At 67.7% G+C, this 13,080-nt stretch carries 14 protein-coding genes; 6 read left to right on the top strand and 8 right to left on the bottom strand.

What is annotated here, in order from left to right; translation table 11 throughout:
- Positions 1-130: 130 nt before the first annotated feature.
- The 4 genes from AB0G50_RS20635 to AB0G50_RS20650 all read right to left on the bottom strand — a co-directional run bounded on the left by AB0G50_RS20635 (position 131) and on the right by AB0G50_RS20650 (position 4,502).
- On the bottom strand, positions 131-1,189 hold the full coding sequence (locus AB0G50_RS20635) for a 2-oxoacid:ferredoxin oxidoreductase subunit beta (protein ID WP_360110863.1): 1,059 nt from the start codon (positions 1,187-1,189) through the stop codon (positions 131-133).
- On the bottom strand, positions 1,186-3,075 hold the full coding sequence (locus AB0G50_RS20640) for a 2-oxoacid:acceptor oxidoreductase subunit alpha (protein WP_360110866.1): 1,890 nt from the start codon (positions 3,073-3,075) through the stop codon (positions 1,186-1,188). Before AB0G50_RS20640 ends, AB0G50_RS20635 begins: the two co-directional genes overlap by 4 nt.
- Positions 3,076-3,288: 213 nt before the next feature.
- Positions 3,289-4,050, bottom strand: a complete 762-nt coding sequence (locus tag AB0G50_RS20645) for an enoyl-CoA hydratase (RefSeq protein ID WP_360110869.1) — start codon at positions 4,048-4,050, stop codon at positions 3,289-3,291.
- 11 nt (positions 4,051-4,061) lie between these two features.
- Entirely contained in the window at positions 4,062-4,502 is a 441-nt protein-coding gene (locus AB0G50_RS20650) for an Lrp/AsnC family transcriptional regulator (RefSeq protein ID WP_360110872.1), read from the bottom strand.
- Between the two features lie 75 nt (positions 4,503-4,577).
- Here AB0G50_RS20650 and ddaH point away from each other — a divergent pair, with 75 nt between their 5' ends.
- Positions 4,578-5,438, top strand: a complete 861-nt coding sequence (ddaH, locus tag AB0G50_RS20655; RefSeq protein WP_360110875.1) for a dimethylargininase — start codon at positions 4,578-4,580, stop codon at positions 5,436-5,438.
- Positions 5,439-6,052: 614 nt separating this feature from the next.
- Positions 6,053-6,976, top strand: a complete 924-nt coding sequence (locus tag AB0G50_RS20660; RefSeq protein WP_360110878.1) for a Shedu anti-phage system protein SduA domain-containing protein — start codon at positions 6,053-6,055, stop codon at positions 6,974-6,976.
- 750 nt (positions 6,977-7,726) lie between these two features.
- Here AB0G50_RS20660 and AB0G50_RS20665 read toward each other — a convergent pair.
- The gene (locus tag AB0G50_RS20665; RefSeq protein WP_360110881.1) at positions 7,727-8,272 is read right to left on the bottom strand and encodes a phosphotransferase; all 546 of its coding nucleotides are present in this window, start codon (positions 8,270-8,272) and stop codon (positions 7,727-7,729) included.
- A gap of 202 nt (positions 8,273-8,474) precedes the next feature.
- On the opposite strand from AB0G50_RS20665, the gene AB0G50_RS20670 reads away from it, so the two are divergent.
- Positions 8,475-9,074, top strand: coding sequence for a hypothetical protein (locus AB0G50_RS20670; RefSeq protein ID WP_360110884.1), 600 nt, complete (start codon positions 8,475-8,477; stop codon positions 9,072-9,074).
- Between the two features lie 298 nt (positions 9,075-9,372).
- On the opposite strand, the gene AB0G50_RS20675 is transcribed toward AB0G50_RS20670, so the two are convergent.
- On the bottom strand, positions 9,373-9,693 hold the full coding sequence (locus AB0G50_RS20675; RefSeq protein WP_360110887.1) for a hypothetical protein: 321 nt from the start codon (positions 9,691-9,693) through the stop codon (positions 9,373-9,375).
- 267 nt (positions 9,694-9,960) lie between these two features.
- On the opposite strand from AB0G50_RS20675, the gene AB0G50_RS20680 reads away from it, so the two are divergent.
- The gene (locus tag AB0G50_RS20680; protein WP_360110890.1) at positions 9,961-10,206 is read left to right on the top strand and encodes a hypothetical protein; all 246 of its coding nucleotides are present in this window, start codon (positions 9,961-9,963) and stop codon (positions 10,204-10,206) included.
- Positions 10,207-10,264: 58 nt separating this feature from the next.
- Positions 10,265-11,032, top strand: coding sequence for a hypothetical protein (locus AB0G50_RS20685; protein WP_360110893.1), 768 nt, complete (start codon positions 10,265-10,267; stop codon positions 11,030-11,032).
- Between the two features lie 8 nt (positions 11,033-11,040).
- On the opposite strand, the gene AB0G50_RS20690 is transcribed toward AB0G50_RS20685, so the two are convergent.
- On the bottom strand, positions 11,041-11,691 hold the full coding sequence (locus AB0G50_RS20690; RefSeq protein WP_360110896.1) for a hypothetical protein: 651 nt from the start codon (positions 11,689-11,691) through the stop codon (positions 11,041-11,043).
- A 165-nt stretch (positions 11,692-11,856) separates the two neighbouring features.
- Between AB0G50_RS20690 and AB0G50_RS20695 the strand changes: the two genes are divergently transcribed.
- Positions 11,857-12,033 carry a hypothetical protein gene (locus AB0G50_RS20695; RefSeq protein WP_360110899.1) on the top strand — a complete coding sequence of 59 codons (177 nt, stop codon included), beginning with the start codon at positions 11,857-11,859 and terminating at the stop codon, positions 12,031-12,033.
- On the opposite strand, the gene AB0G50_RS20700 is transcribed toward AB0G50_RS20695, so the two are convergent.
- Positions 12,030-13,067, bottom strand: coding sequence for a LysR family transcriptional regulator (locus AB0G50_RS20700; RefSeq protein WP_360110902.1), 1,038 nt, complete (start codon positions 13,065-13,067; stop codon positions 12,030-12,032). The genes AB0G50_RS20695 and AB0G50_RS20700 overlap by 4 nt on opposite strands.
- Between the last annotated feature and the right edge of the window lie 13 nt (positions 13,068-13,080).

The following is a 13,080-nucleotide window of genomic DNA, read 5'->3' on the forward strand; positions in this document are numbered from 1 at the left end:
CTTCACCTCCGGCGCGGGCAGCGCGGCCTTGTCCACCTTCCCGTTGGGCGTCAACGGGATCCGCTCCAGCTCCACGAACGCCGAGGGCACCTGTCCCGGGACAGGGGCCCTTCCGCGAGCGGAACGTAGGTCAGCCGACCACGGTCCAGGTGTCCTTGCCGTGCAGCAGCGACCGCAGGTCGGGCTGCCGCTCCGCCTTCGCGGAGTCGACCTGGGCCCGTGCCGCGTCGTCGTACGTGGTCCGCTCGGCCTTGCGGAACACGCCCGTCACGGTGTGCCGGAGGTCCTGGGTCGAGAGCCGGGACAGCGCGAACGCCAGGTTCAGGTCGGCCGCGTCGTGCACCACGACGTCACCCGGCGCGACCTCGGACGTCTTCGCCACCGCGAGCCCGAACCCGTCCCGCACCACGGCGTACTCGCCGCCGGCGCCGAACGTGACGGGCTCGCCGTCGACCACGTTGATGATCCGCTTCGCGGCCTCGTCGGCGTCCTTGAGCACGTCGAACGCGCCGTCGTTGAAGATCGGGCAGTTCTGGTAGATCTCGACCAGCGCCGACCCGCGGTGCTCGGCGGCCTGTCGCAGCACCTCGGTGAGCCCCTTGCGGTCCGAGTCCACCGCGCGCCCGACGAACGTGGCCTCCGCGCCCAGCGCCAGCGACACCGGGTTGAACGGGTGGTCCAGCGAGCCGAGCGGCGTCGACTTGGTGACCTTGCCCTCCTCGGAGGTGGGCGAGTACTGGCCCTTGGTCAACCCGTAGATCCGGTTGTTGAACAGCAGGATCTTGAGGTTCACGTTGCGCCGCAACGTGTGGATCAGGTGGTTGCCGCCGATGGACAGCGCGTCGCCGTCACCGGTGACCACCCACACCGACAGGTCGGGCCGCGCCACGGCCAGGCCGGTCGCGATGGCCGGCGCGCGCCCGTGGATCGAGTGCATGCCGTAGGTGTTCATGTAGTACGGGAAGCGGGACGAGCACCCGATGCCCGAGATGAACACGATGTTCTCGCGCTTGAGCCCGAGCGTCGGCAGGAACGACTGCACGGCGTTGAGCACCACGTAGTCGCCGCACCCGGGACACCAGCGGACTTCCTGGTCGGACTTGTAGTCCTTCGCCTTCTGCGGTTCGTCGGTGGTCGGAACCCCGAGGAGACCCCCCGAGCCCGGCAGACCGAGGTCGATCGCGGTCACGCGGACACTCCCTTGATCACGTCGGCGAGCACGTCCTGCAACTCCTCCGCCTTGAAGGGCAGGCCCTGCACCTTGGTGTAGCTGATGGCGTCGACGAGGAACTTGGCCCTCAACAGCAACGCGAGCTGGCCCAGGTTCATTTCCGGCACGATCACCCGCTCGTAGCGCCCCAGCACGTCGCCGAGGTTGCGCGGGAACGGGTTCAGGTGCCGCAGGTGGGCGTGCGCGACCGGCAGGCCGAGCTTGCGCACCCGACGGGCGGCGGCGCCGATCGGCCCGTAGGAGGAGCCCCAGCCGACGACGAGCACCTTCGCCTCGCCGGACGGGTCGTCCACGGTCAGGTCGGGCACCTCGATGCCGTCGATCTTGCGCTGCCGCAGCCGCACCATGAAGTCGTGGTTGGCCGGGTCGTAGGAGATGTTGCCGTGCCCGTCGCCCTTCTCCAGGCCGCCGATGCGGTGCTGGAGACCGGCCGTGCCGGGGACGGCCCAGGACCGCGCCAGCGTCTCCGGGTCGCGCAGGTAGGGCCAGAACTCGCCGGAGCCGTCCGGCGCGTTCGGCTCGCTCGCGAACTCGACGGTCAGGTCGGGCAGCGCCTCCACGTCCGGGATCAGCCACGGCTCGGAGCCGTTCGCGATCGCGCCGTCGGACAGCAGCAGCACCGGCGTGCGGTACTTCAGCGCGATCCGGACCGCGTCCAGGGCGGCGTCGAAGCAGTCGGCGGGCGACTGCGGCGCCACGATCGGCACCGGCGACTCGCCGTTGCGGCCGTACATGGCCTGCAACAGGTCGGCCTGCTCGGTCTTGGTGGGCAGACCGGTCGACGGCCCGCCGCGCTGCACGTCGATGACGACCAGCGGCAGTTCGGTCATCACCGCGAGGCCGATGGTCTCGGACTTCAGCGCGATGCCCGGGCCCGACGTCGACGTCACGCCCAGCGCGCCGCCGTAGGACGCGCCCAGCGCCGCGCCGATGCCCGCGATCTCGTCCTCGGCCTGGAGCGTGGTGACGCCGAAGTGCTTGTGCTTGGACAGCTCGTGCAGGATGTCCGACGCCGGCGTGATCGGGTACGTGCCCAGCACCACGGGCAGGTTCGCCTGCTGACCGGCCGCCACGAGCCCGTAGGCCAGCGCGGTGTTGCCGGTGATCTGCCGGTACGTGCCGACGTTCAGCTTGGCCGGCGCGACCTCGTAGGTGACCGCGAAGGACTCGGTGGTCTCGCCGTAGTTCCAGCCCGCGCGGAACGCGAGCACGTTGGCCTCGGCGATGTCGGGCTTCTTGGCGAACTTCTCGCGCAGGAACCGCTCGGTGCCCTCGGTCGGCCGGTGGTACATCCACGACAGCAGACCCAGCGCGAACATGTTCTTGGCGCGCTCGGCGTCCTTCTTGCCGAGGCCGGTGTCCTCGAGCGCGCCGATGGTCAGCGTGGCCATCGCGACCTTGTGCACCTGGTAGGCCTCGAGCGAGCCGTCCTCCAGCGGGTCGGCCGCGTACCCGACCTTGGTCAGGTTGCGCTTGGTGAACTCGTCGGTGTTGACGATCAGCATCCCGCCGTGCGGCAGGTCCGCGATGTTGGCCTTGAGCGCGGCCGGGTTCATCGCCACCAGCACGTCGGGCCGGTCACCGGGAGTGAGGATGTCGTAGTCCGCGAAGTGCAACTGGAAGCTCGACACGCCGGGCAGCGTCCCCTGTGGCGCCCGGATCTCGGCCGGGAAGTTCGGCAGGGTCGCGAGGTCGTTGCCGAACGCCGCGGCCTCCGAGGTGAAGCGGTCGCCGGTGAGCTGCATGCCGTCACCCGAGTCGCCCGCGAACCGGATCACCACCCGGTCGAGCTTGCGGACCTCGGTGCCACCTGGCGCGGCGCCGTTACCAACGTCGGTAGTCATTCCTCCGCCGATCCCTCTCTACGCCCTGAGGAACTCGCTGTTCCCCACCCCCTGTGCCGAGGGTAGTCGTGCCCGCTAAATCGACGGTTGCGGCCGTTCCACAGGCCGGGACGAATCGTTCCACTTGTCGCGCCGGGGTGTCCGGGACCGGCCGGCGTGTACCCACCGGTAACTGTTACCGGAAGTTACAGGTAAGCCCGCCGGCTGTCCAGGTCAGTCCCGGCCGCTGATCCTGGCCTTCATCGCTGCCAGCCGGTTCTGGAACTCCGGGGTGCCGATCGACTCCGCCTGCGGCGCCAGTTCGATCCCCACGGCGTCCGCGTGCGCCGGTGTCGCGGCCGTCGTCCTCATCGTCGCCTTGATCGTGCGCACCAGGTCGCGCGAGGCTTCGGCCGAAGCCCGGGCGAACTCCACCGCGGAGGCGACCAGCTCGTCGTGCCCGCCGTCCACCCGGTCCCACGCGAGCCCGTGCCGCACCGCGCCGTCCGCGTCCAGGACCTGCCCGAACAGCGTCATCGCGGTCGCCGTCTGGGGTCCGGCGAGGCGCTGGAGCATCCACGTCATGCCGCCGCCGGGGTGGATGCCCAGCTGGAGGAACCGGGCGTCGAACCGGGCCTTCGGACCCACCAGTCGGACGTCGCACGCGAGCGCCAGGTTGAGCCCCGCGCCCACCGCCGCGCCGCCCACCGCGGCGATCGTCGGCAGCGTGCAGCCGGCCACCGCGAGGAAGCCCGCGTAGATCTTGCGCAGCCCCTCCTCGCGCGCCTCGCCCAGCGCGGTGAGGTCGGCGCCGGCGCAGAACGCGGGCGGCGTTCCGGTGACCACCAGTGCGTGCACGCGGGCGTCCCGCTCGCACTCCGCGACCGCGTCGGCGAGCGCCGCGGACAGTTCGAGGGTCAGCGCGTTGCGCCTGTCGGGATCGTGCACGGTGACGACCGCCACACGGTCGTCGCGTTCCAGTCGGACCTCGGCCATGGGGTACGACCCTAGGGCGCGGGCGGCCGGTCCAGGAGTCGGGACAGCACGACGGTCGACACCGTGCGATCGATGATCTCGATCGCCCGCAACCGCTCCAGCGCGGTTTCCAGGTGGTGGATGCTCGCCGCGCGCAGGTGCACGATCGCGTCCGCCGCGCCGGACACCGTGTAGGCGGCCATCACCTCGGCCATCGGCTCCAACCGCTGCCGGATGTCGCCGGGCGTCACGTTGCCGCGGCAGTGCACCTCCACCAGCGCCTCGGTGCCCCACCCGAGCGCCTCGGGGTCCACCACGGCGGTGAACCCGCGCAGCACACCCGCGTCGAGCAACCGGTCCACCCGCCGCTTCACCGCGGGCGCCGAGAGCCCCACCTCCTTGCCGATGTCCGCGTAGCTGGACCGCGCGTTGGCCATGAGGCAAGAAATGATTCGCTGGTCGATGGAGTCCACACGCAACATTCTGCCCTACATGACGCAATATCGCGGCGTTGTTCGCTGGTCAGACCCTGATTTACATTTCGATCCATGACCACGGTTGCCCTCCCCGGCGAAGCCTCGATCGTGCTGGACCTGCCGTCCGAGCGCGTCCCCACGACCCGCCGCTACCTGATGTGCGCCCCGGAGCACTTCACGGTCGAGTACCGGATCAACCCGTGGATGGACCCGTCCAGGCCGACGGACACGGCGCTCGCCGTAGCCCAGTGGACGGCCCTGAAGGAGACCTACGAGAACCTGGGCCACAAGGTCGACCTGATCGACCCGGTACCCGGCCTGCCGGACATGGTCTTCTCGGCGAACTCGGGCACCGTGATCGACGGAAAGGTCCTGGGCGCCCGCTTCCGAGCCCCCCAACGAGCCGCCGAGGCCGACCACTACCGCCGCTGGTTCCTGTCACACGGCTACACGGACGTCGTGATGCCGGAACGCACGAACGAGGCGGAGGGCGACTTCACCTGGACCGGCCGCCACCTCCTGGCCGGCACGGGTTTCCGCACGGACCCGTTGGCCCACGCCGAAGCCCAGGAGGTCCTCGGCGTCCCGGTCATCGGCCTGCACCTGGTGGACCCGCGCTACTACCACCTGGACGTGGCCCTGTTCGTGCTGTCGGAAGACGTGATCGCGTACTACCCGAACGCCTTCTCCCCAGGAAGCCGAAAAGTCCTGGACCGCCTGTACCCGAACGCGATCCTGGCAACCGAGGAAGACGCAGCCTGCCTGGGCCTGAACGCGGTCTCCGACGGCCGAAACGTGGTGCTCCCCAAGGAAGCCACCACCCTGGCCGAAGAAATCGCCACAAGGGGCTTCACCCCGATCCCCGTGGACATCTCCGAACTCCGCGCCTCAGGCGGAGGCCCGAAGTGCTGCACCATGGAACTCCGGGACTAGAACCGGACACTCCGGACATCGGTGTTTGGTGCTGGTGGAACGCTTGTATGCCTTCTGGGCAGCACAAACACTCGTTCGCCCCCGCCTGGGCAAAGTGAGCAACCGTCACCTACTGCGGCGCTCTGCCACCTCTCACGGAACATGCACGGAACAGCGAAGGCCCCCGGCAAGATCGACACCGGGGGCCTTCCTGTCGGTTACACCCCGGCCGCGAGCCAGGCCGACGCCGCAGCGTGGCGACGATTGACGAGGTCTGCGCCCAGCGGTGACCGTGCCTGCCACAAGCCGGATCCGGTGACCCGCGCATGTTGTCGCAAGTTGCGCTACGCGGAGGTGCCGTTCGGTACGCCTGTCTTTGAGCGAACATCATCCATACGACTGAGTGTGTCTGCGACCGTGCTTTGGAGAGCGTAGGAGGCGGGCGAGCCAACGGTGTCCTGCGGCATCCTCGTTCCAGTGAGTGAGCGCGCATTTCCAGTGGACGACGGGCGCGTGAAAACCGCAGGCCATCATGTCCGTCGATCGCTACCCCCTGTCCTGCACTGTCTGAATCCGGAATATCGCAAGAGAACGGGAATCAAGTAGTGGAACTCAATTCTCCCTCCCGTCGAAGAATGGCCGCAGAAGTCAGAAGGCGGGTCTTTTTGGAATCTGGGGGGATATGCAACTTTCCCGATTGTGATCAACGTCAGTGGGACGAGGAGACCCTCCCGCTGCTTCAATTGGCTCACATTTATGCGCTCGGCTCCGATGGTCCGCGCTCCCCGTCGGACCACTCGGCGGGCGGGTCTGATGAACTGTCGAACCTGCTTCTGCTCTGCCCTACTCACCACGCGCTTGTCGATCGTTATCCGGAGAAGTTTTCCCCGGAGGTGCTGATCGGCTTCAAAGAGAATTCCAGGAGGAGGCAGGTCGAGCAGCCCGTGCAGGCCAAAAAGAGCCCACTGGCGATGGTGCTGGAGGCATGGCAGGCGAACCAGGGAAACAGTGTCGAAGAGTTCTGGCAGAAGCTGTTCACCGACTTCCCCGTTTGCTTGTTGCCCAGCCTTGGCGGTCGTTCGTACCGGCTACAGTCCAAGTGTTTCGTCGGGGGGAGGGGGTGGGATACGGGCGGAAGCGAACTGGATTTCCTCGTCGTCTACGGTGCGAACGTGGCATGTGTTGAAATCAAGACGCCAACAACCCGGTTGATGGCGAAATCCAAGTACCGCGGAAACGTGTACTCGCCTAGCCGCGAACTCGCGGGGGCTGTGGTTCAGGTGCTGGAGAGTCGGCACTCGCTGATGCGCGAGATAGCGCATATCAATGCAAACTCGGAATCGTTGCGTCACGTGAACCCGGTTGGTCCGGCCTGTTTTGTAATTATCGGGAACCAGGAGCGGGAAGGTCTCAGTCCCACTCAGCGGCGGTCTTTCGAGCTCTTTCGAACCGGGCTGCGAGATGTGACAATTCTAACGTTCGACGAAGTCTTTTCTGGTATTGCGGCGCTCCTTGAGGCAACTTTGGATCATGGAGGGGGTTCGCCGAGTGCACGCTGAAGGGCTCTCTACCGGTTCGAACTCTCCTTGGCAGAGCCTGTCGGCACCGGAAACCACAGCGCCGCCTCCGAGACCCTCCCGGCCCCGCGGCCGCCGTGCACCTGCTGGGCTGGCTGTCCGTCGCGCACGGGAAGACCAGTCACGACTGGCGACCACGGGGTAGGCACTGGAGGTCCCGCCGCAGGTGATCACCGGCTCCCGGTTCGGCGACACTTCGCGTGCCGACGAGAAGATCCGTTCTGGCGCCCAGCCACCCAGGCAATCCTGAACCAGTTGAACTACCTGGGCAGGTTACGACGCGATCCCACTGGCCCGCACCGCCCGGATCGCAACCGCCGGAGTGGCAACCCTGGCGGTCCGGTCGATGTTCCTCGCGATGGAGGCCCGAGAACTGGCCGGCAGCGGCCACGGCGCCGAGTTTCAGCCTGGCCGAAAAAAGCCTTCGAACGCCACCGCCCGGACGAGGAACCCGAGTGGATCTTCAACGCGGAGGAACCGGCAGGCGAGGCCTCACACGGCTTCCGCGACTTGGACCGCGCCACCGAGACGCGCCTGTTCGCGGCCCAAGCGATCGGCCCCGCAGCGACATCACCGAGAACATGCGCGTTCATCGGCATGGTGACCGCCGCGGGGGCGCTGACTAACGGCCGTCCTCCTATCGCGCGTGGCGTAGATCAGAACGCCCGCCAGGCCCCAAGCCCGGACCGGTCGCGCAAGGTACCCATCCGCACCCGGTACTCGCGCGTGATGTCATCGCTGTGATGGACGTTCTGCATGATCCATGTCGTCATCTTGCTCTCGGAAGTCCTTGTCCGCCAACGGAATCGGAGCCGAAGCGATCCGCTCCGAAACCCGTTCAAGCGGATTCTGCCGGGGGAGCGCGAACCCTGTGGGAGCCTTAGCCGCGTGCACCCGACGGAGCACCTGGCCCAAGGCCCGGACATCCGCCCTCCCAGCGTTCCGCCCGTCCAGGAAGGCCCAGAACGTCACCGGTCGCCCATCCGCCACCACGGGTTGCCCGATACCGGTGGCGGTGCGGGCCGCCGGAATCCCCAACTCGGCCAACCAAGCAGACACGGCGACTTCCTTGGTGGCGTCCTCCCAGTGCTCCATCCCACGAGCAACCCGAACCACGAGCGAGCTCCGACGCAGGTGAAACAGGGCGTTCTCCCCGAGCCGCACCAATTCCGCGTCACCCGCCTCGATCCCCGCACCCTCACACGCCACCAACAACGCAGCCTTGGCGGAACCCGGGGTGAAGGGAGCGACCTGGGGTCGATCGCTCACCGGCTCCACACACCCAGCCTAGTTCCGGGACCAGGCGCCTGCGCGTCCTCCAACCTGGCCGGCACCGGCAACCGCACCACGTCCGCGGTGTTCTGCACCTCGCCCGAGGGCTTTCGTGTCAGGATCACGTCCATACTCAGCCTGTAAGCAGCGGCAGATCGACGTCATCAACTGCCCGTCGACTTGCCTTCGAACCCGCTATCTTGGTCGAATGTCCAACGTTCAACTCCCCCTTTGGGCGGCCCTGTCTGCGGCAGTAGTGGCGTCACTTATCGGTGCCAGTGGTCCGATTCTCGCACAATTTGTAAACTCTTGGCGCGAGCGAAATCGCGAGGAGATTCGTTGGCAAAGAGATGTAAAGGCCGAATCTGTCCGACTCGCTCATGATCATGCTGTTCGATGGCGAGAGGTAAAGGTGCGTATCTATGGTGACTATCTGAAAAGTTTACGCGATTTCGAACACGGACTCGCGCGTCTTGCGATCGTAAGAAGTGCGGCGGAGTGCCGAGAGCTGTTCGGTGAATCTCGGCGGCAGTTCTCCGCTTTGAGCGGGAAGGTCTCCGAGATTCAGTTGATTTGTTCGGTCGAAATGCTCAGCTTCTTGAGGGGTTGTGTCCGGGAGACCGACGAACTACGTCGAACGTGGCCACTGTTTCCAGAGGCTCCGCACGAGTCGGAAGAACTGGTGCGCTACGAACGTGACATCAACCTTCGTCGGGAATTCGCCGGTAGGTACCGCAAGAAATTCCTTGAAGTTGCACGTGAAGAGCTTGGTGTAAGAACTCCGAAAATTCTTGAGGTCGAGAAATAGGGTGCCGTTTGTCAAGGGGGGCCTGCGGGTTCAGGGTTCGTGGGCCTGATGGTTCGTGCTGGTCGGGTTGGATCCCTACGCTGCACAGGTGGAGGGGGACACCACCTCATCACCGACGAGGTGTTGCCGTTGAACCTGGAGCACAACGCCCGCAGCCCGCATCACCAGGCGTTGACAGCACTTCGTGCCCAGTGCCGAGCTGCGGCGCGCGCCCTTCCGGTCACTGCCTGACCGAATCCGATCCGAGCAGTTGTGCCCACGGGAGCATGCCCGGAAGGGCGCTGTGGCCGTGCACCGGTCAGGCCGTGCGGTTGTCGAACTCCGTTCGGAAGCGGTAGAGCCTGAGCAGGATTGTCACGAGTGCGGCCGTTTCCAGGACGGCCACGGTGGTGATCAGCCATTCGGACAGGCCTGCGCCTGCCATTGTGACCACGGACAGCGGGACGCCCAACACGGTTGCGGCGAGCATTGCCACGGCCGAGGTGAGCAGGAGTAACGAGCCGGTGTGCTTCTCGGCGACCGAAACCTCGGCCGAGGCCTCCAGGTTGACCAGATCTATGGTCAGGCTGGCGGCGGCGGTCGCCTCTTCCACGATTCTGCGGTCCGGGACTTCGGACACGGGTTCCTCCCAGGGATGTCACCCCCCAGGCCTGCGCGGCCCAGGGGTTCGCTCTTCAGCCACCACATGACTGACCCCCTCCGACACGGCCGACAACCTGGTCCACAGGAAGCGGACGGTTGACCGCGCACCTGGGGTGACCGCACCGCGATCACCCCAGGAACGAGGTCACACCGCCGAAGCTAGCACAGGAAGCAGCGATTTGCTGCTGATCTGATGGTAATTCCCTGTCCGATGCGCTACGCTCGCCACGAGGAGGTGGAAGGCATGGCCGCATCGGACAAGATCGAGTCCCCGCGCACGGCGACGGCCGAGCGCATCACCGTCGCCTTGATCGCCAAGGTGACCGAGGAGCTGCGCCGCGTCCAGGAGCGCACCGGCCTGTCCAAGACCGACGCCGTGAACCGGGCGATCTCCGTCTACGAGTTCCTCGACGCCCAACTGGCCGCGGGCAACGAGCTGGTCCTGCGCCACCCCGACACGGGACGGGAGCAGCTCGTCCGGCTGCTGTGAGGCGACCGGGGAACGGCCCGGTGCCGCACCAAGATCATCGCTCGTTTAGCGTGCGCGCATGGTGCGTGATCCGAACGGCGCTGCCGACTGGAAGCAGCAGTTGACCGAGGCCTTCGAGGTGTTGCTCGACGCCCCGCTGGGCGACTTCGACCCCGACGCCCGCTACGCCACCTTCTTCGGTGGCAACATGATCAACGAGATCGGCTACGACCGGGACCCCGGCTGGTTCCGGCCCGCGGCGCTGGGCGGCGCCGAGGCGGTCGTCTGGGACTTCGGGGAGTCGCCCCTCGTCTTCGACGCCGCCGCCTCGATCTTCGAGCTCCACCGGCCGCGGGACGCGTTCCCGGCGGAGTTCGCCGCCGACCTCGAGAACGCCTGCTTCACGCCCGGCCTGATCCGCGGCGCCGACCTCGCCCCGCTGCTCGACCGGCACGGCGTCGACCTCACCGGTCCGGAGTGGGCCGACAAGCGCCAGGTCGCCTACCCGGTGCTCGCCTCCGACGGCACCCTCTACGACGCCCTCCGGGTCGCCCTCGGACTGGGCCACGGCCCGGAATCCCTCGTCGACCACGAGGCGGAGGTCTCCGAGGAGTGGGAGGAGGCGCTGGAAGCCGTCGAGGACCCCGCGCTGCGCGCCCACCTGGGCTTCTACTGCACCGACGGCGAGGACGGCCTGATGTACCTCCAGGACGACCGGACCGCCGGGGGCCTGCTGGTCGAGGAGGGCTGCGAGCTGATCGCCAACTGGGAGGAGGGCCAGTCCCAGGTGGAGTTCGCCGTCGTCAAGCTCGGCGACCTGCTGGCCGGCCCGCGCCCTCGCCCTTAGGGAACCCGTCAGCGCCGCGCCGCCACGTACCGCGGCAGCCCGGGCGTCGAGCGCCACTCGAACGACGTCCGGGCGTCGGCCGACCCGACCGCCGACCCGACGGCCGACACGGCGGCGTGCGCGGCGCACGTCAGCAGGGTTTCGCCCGCGCACGCGGTGTCCTCGCCGAGCTTCGACGCCAGGTTCATCTCGTGCCCCATCGCGAGGTTCGGCCCGATGGCGTACACGTCGCCGTACCCGATGCCCACGCAGCACGACGGCGCGTCCGGCACGTCCAGCACCGCGTTCGCCACGGCCACCCGCCGGTGCGCCTCGAACGCCGCCTCCACCGCGGCCGCGGGCGAGTCGAACAGCGCCACCAGGTCGTCCGCGAACGCCCGCACCAGCACCGCACCGCCGTCCCGGAACACCGCGCCCGCCACCCGCTGCACGTGCAGGATGCGCAGGAACGCCGCCTCCGCGCCGCGCGCCGACGCCTCGGTGAACCCGGTGATGTCGAGCACCAGCACCGCTCGCCGCCGGACGTACCGCGACCGGAAGTCGGATAACTCCAGCTCACCGCGTTCCAGCGCGATCAGGTCGCGGTAGACCGGCTCGGTCCAGCACTCCAGGCGCGCCAGCGCGGCCGGGTCGTCGAGCAGGGGAAAGGGGAGCGTCATGGTGGGACTTCCTCTCGGTGCGCACAAGGGAGGTTCACCCTTTGGACCCACCGAGCCCGTGACAGGTGCCTCATGTCACCCATAGGGCTGATCGCGCTAGCGAGCCGGCCCGCGCTAGTGCTCCGATCGACGGCACTCGCCCTCGACCAAGGTAGGGAGCGCGCCATGAACGACCTCGAAGAGCAGACGCCGCGGCAGGAGCAGGAGGACCAGGTGGAGCGGACGACACCGGAGGTTCCCCGCAGGCTCAGCGGGCTGGAGTGGCTGGTCAAGCAGGCCCAGCGCAAGCGCGACACCCGGCGTCAGAACGAGGGCCGCGCGGAGCGCGAGTCCGAGCGCTAGTCGGCCACCTCGCGCTGGAACGCCGCCCACAGCAGGTTGAGCGGGTGGTCGGCCGGGAACTTCGCCCGCTCGTCCTTGCGGGCGAAGACCCCGACCAACCGCTCCAGCTGCGGCTTCCGGTCGTTCTTCAGCTCCACCACGCGCAGCCCGGACCCCTCGCGCAGCTCGTTGTTCGCGGCCACCACGCCCAGCCCGGACGTGACGATCATGCAGCCCTCCACGAGCCCCGACCGCAGCAGCGACATGCCGTACTGGATCTCGTCGATCTCGGCCGCGATGTCCAGCTCGTTGCGGTAGTCCGGCCCGAACCACCCGCGCAGGAACTCCGCGATCAGCCCGTCGCCCGGTACGACCAGCGGCAGTCGGGGCAGTTCGCCGGTGCCGACGGCGGTGCCCAGCCGGTGCGGCGGGAGGTTGGTCAGCAGCGCGAGCCCGCCGCGCCGCCACTCGATCACGTCGAACTCCTCGAACCCGGAATCTCCACCCGCCTGGGTGACGACGCTGCCGCAGACGATGTCGACCTCCTTGGACTCGAGCTTCGACCAGATGTCCCGGGTCCGGATGTGCACGACCTTCAGCTCCACGTCCCGCTGCCGGAAGTCGTCCGCCACGTGGTGCCACGCCTTGGCCAGCGAGTCGAGCATGAACCGCGTGGTGCCCACGGTGAGCGTGGTGCCCAGCTTGCGCCGGCACTCGTGAATCGAATCCAGCCAGTCCGTCAGGGTGGTCTTCGCCAATTCCACCAGAGCTTCACCCGTCGGTGTGATCAGCACGTCCTTTCCCCGGCCCTGCTTGACGACCAGCGGTTCACCGCACAGTTGCCGGAAGTTCCGGTTCAGGGTGTCGACCTGCTTCTGCACGCTGGACTGCTCGCGTCCGAGCACCCGGGCCGCGCGCAGGGCCGATCGGGTCTCGTACACCGCGATCAGGGTTCTGAGCTGGTCGAACGTGGTGTCCATCAGCATCGGCGAGGCGTGCAGGAGCCTGCTGAGCTGGTTGCCGACGGGGAGCAGCAACTGGCTGGACGTTGACATGGGCACCTCTCGG

It is taken from the genome of Actinosynnema sp. NPDC020468 (assembly GCF_040642015.1).
Lineage (GTDB): Bacteria > Actinomycetota > Actinomycetes > Mycobacteriales > Pseudonocardiaceae > Actinosynnema.

Excerpts from the sequence above, each read along its gene's own strand:
- AB0G50_RS20640 (WP_360110866.1), bottom strand. The coding sequence starts at position 3,075 with ATGACTACCGACGTTGGTAACGGCGCCGCGCCAGGTGGCACCGAGGTC.
- AB0G50_RS20645 (WP_360110869.1), bottom strand. The coding sequence starts at position 4,050 with ATGGCCGAGGTCCGACTGGAACGCGACGACCGTGTGGCGGTCGTCACC.
- ddaH (WP_360110875.1), top strand. The coding sequence starts at position 4,578 with ATGACCACGGTTGCCCTCCCCGGCGAAGCCTCGATCGTGCTGGACCTG.
- AB0G50_RS20660 (WP_360110878.1), top strand. The coding sequence starts at position 6,053 with ATGGCCGCAGAAGTCAGAAGGCGGGTCTTTTTGGAATCTGGGGGGATA.
- AB0G50_RS20670 (WP_360110884.1), top strand. The coding sequence starts at position 8,475 with ATGTCCAACGTTCAACTCCCCCTTTGGGCGGCCCTGTCTGCGGCAGTA.
- AB0G50_RS20680 (WP_360110890.1), top strand. The coding sequence starts at position 9,961 with ATGGCCGCATCGGACAAGATCGAGTCCCCGCGCACGGCGACGGCCGAG.
- AB0G50_RS20685 (WP_360110893.1), top strand. The coding sequence starts at position 10,265 with ATGGTGCGTGATCCGAACGGCGCTGCCGACTGGAAGCAGCAGTTGACC.
- AB0G50_RS20690 (WP_360110896.1), bottom strand. The coding sequence starts at position 11,691 with ATGACGCTCCCCTTTCCCCTGCTCGACGACCCGGCCGCGCTGGCGCGC.
- AB0G50_RS20695 (WP_360110899.1), top strand. The coding sequence starts at position 11,857 with ATGAACGACCTCGAAGAGCAGACGCCGCGGCAGGAGCAGGAGGACCAG.
- AB0G50_RS20700 (WP_360110902.1), bottom strand. The coding sequence starts at position 13,067 with ATGTCAACGTCCAGCCAGTTGCTGCTCCCCGTCGGCAACCAGCTCAGC.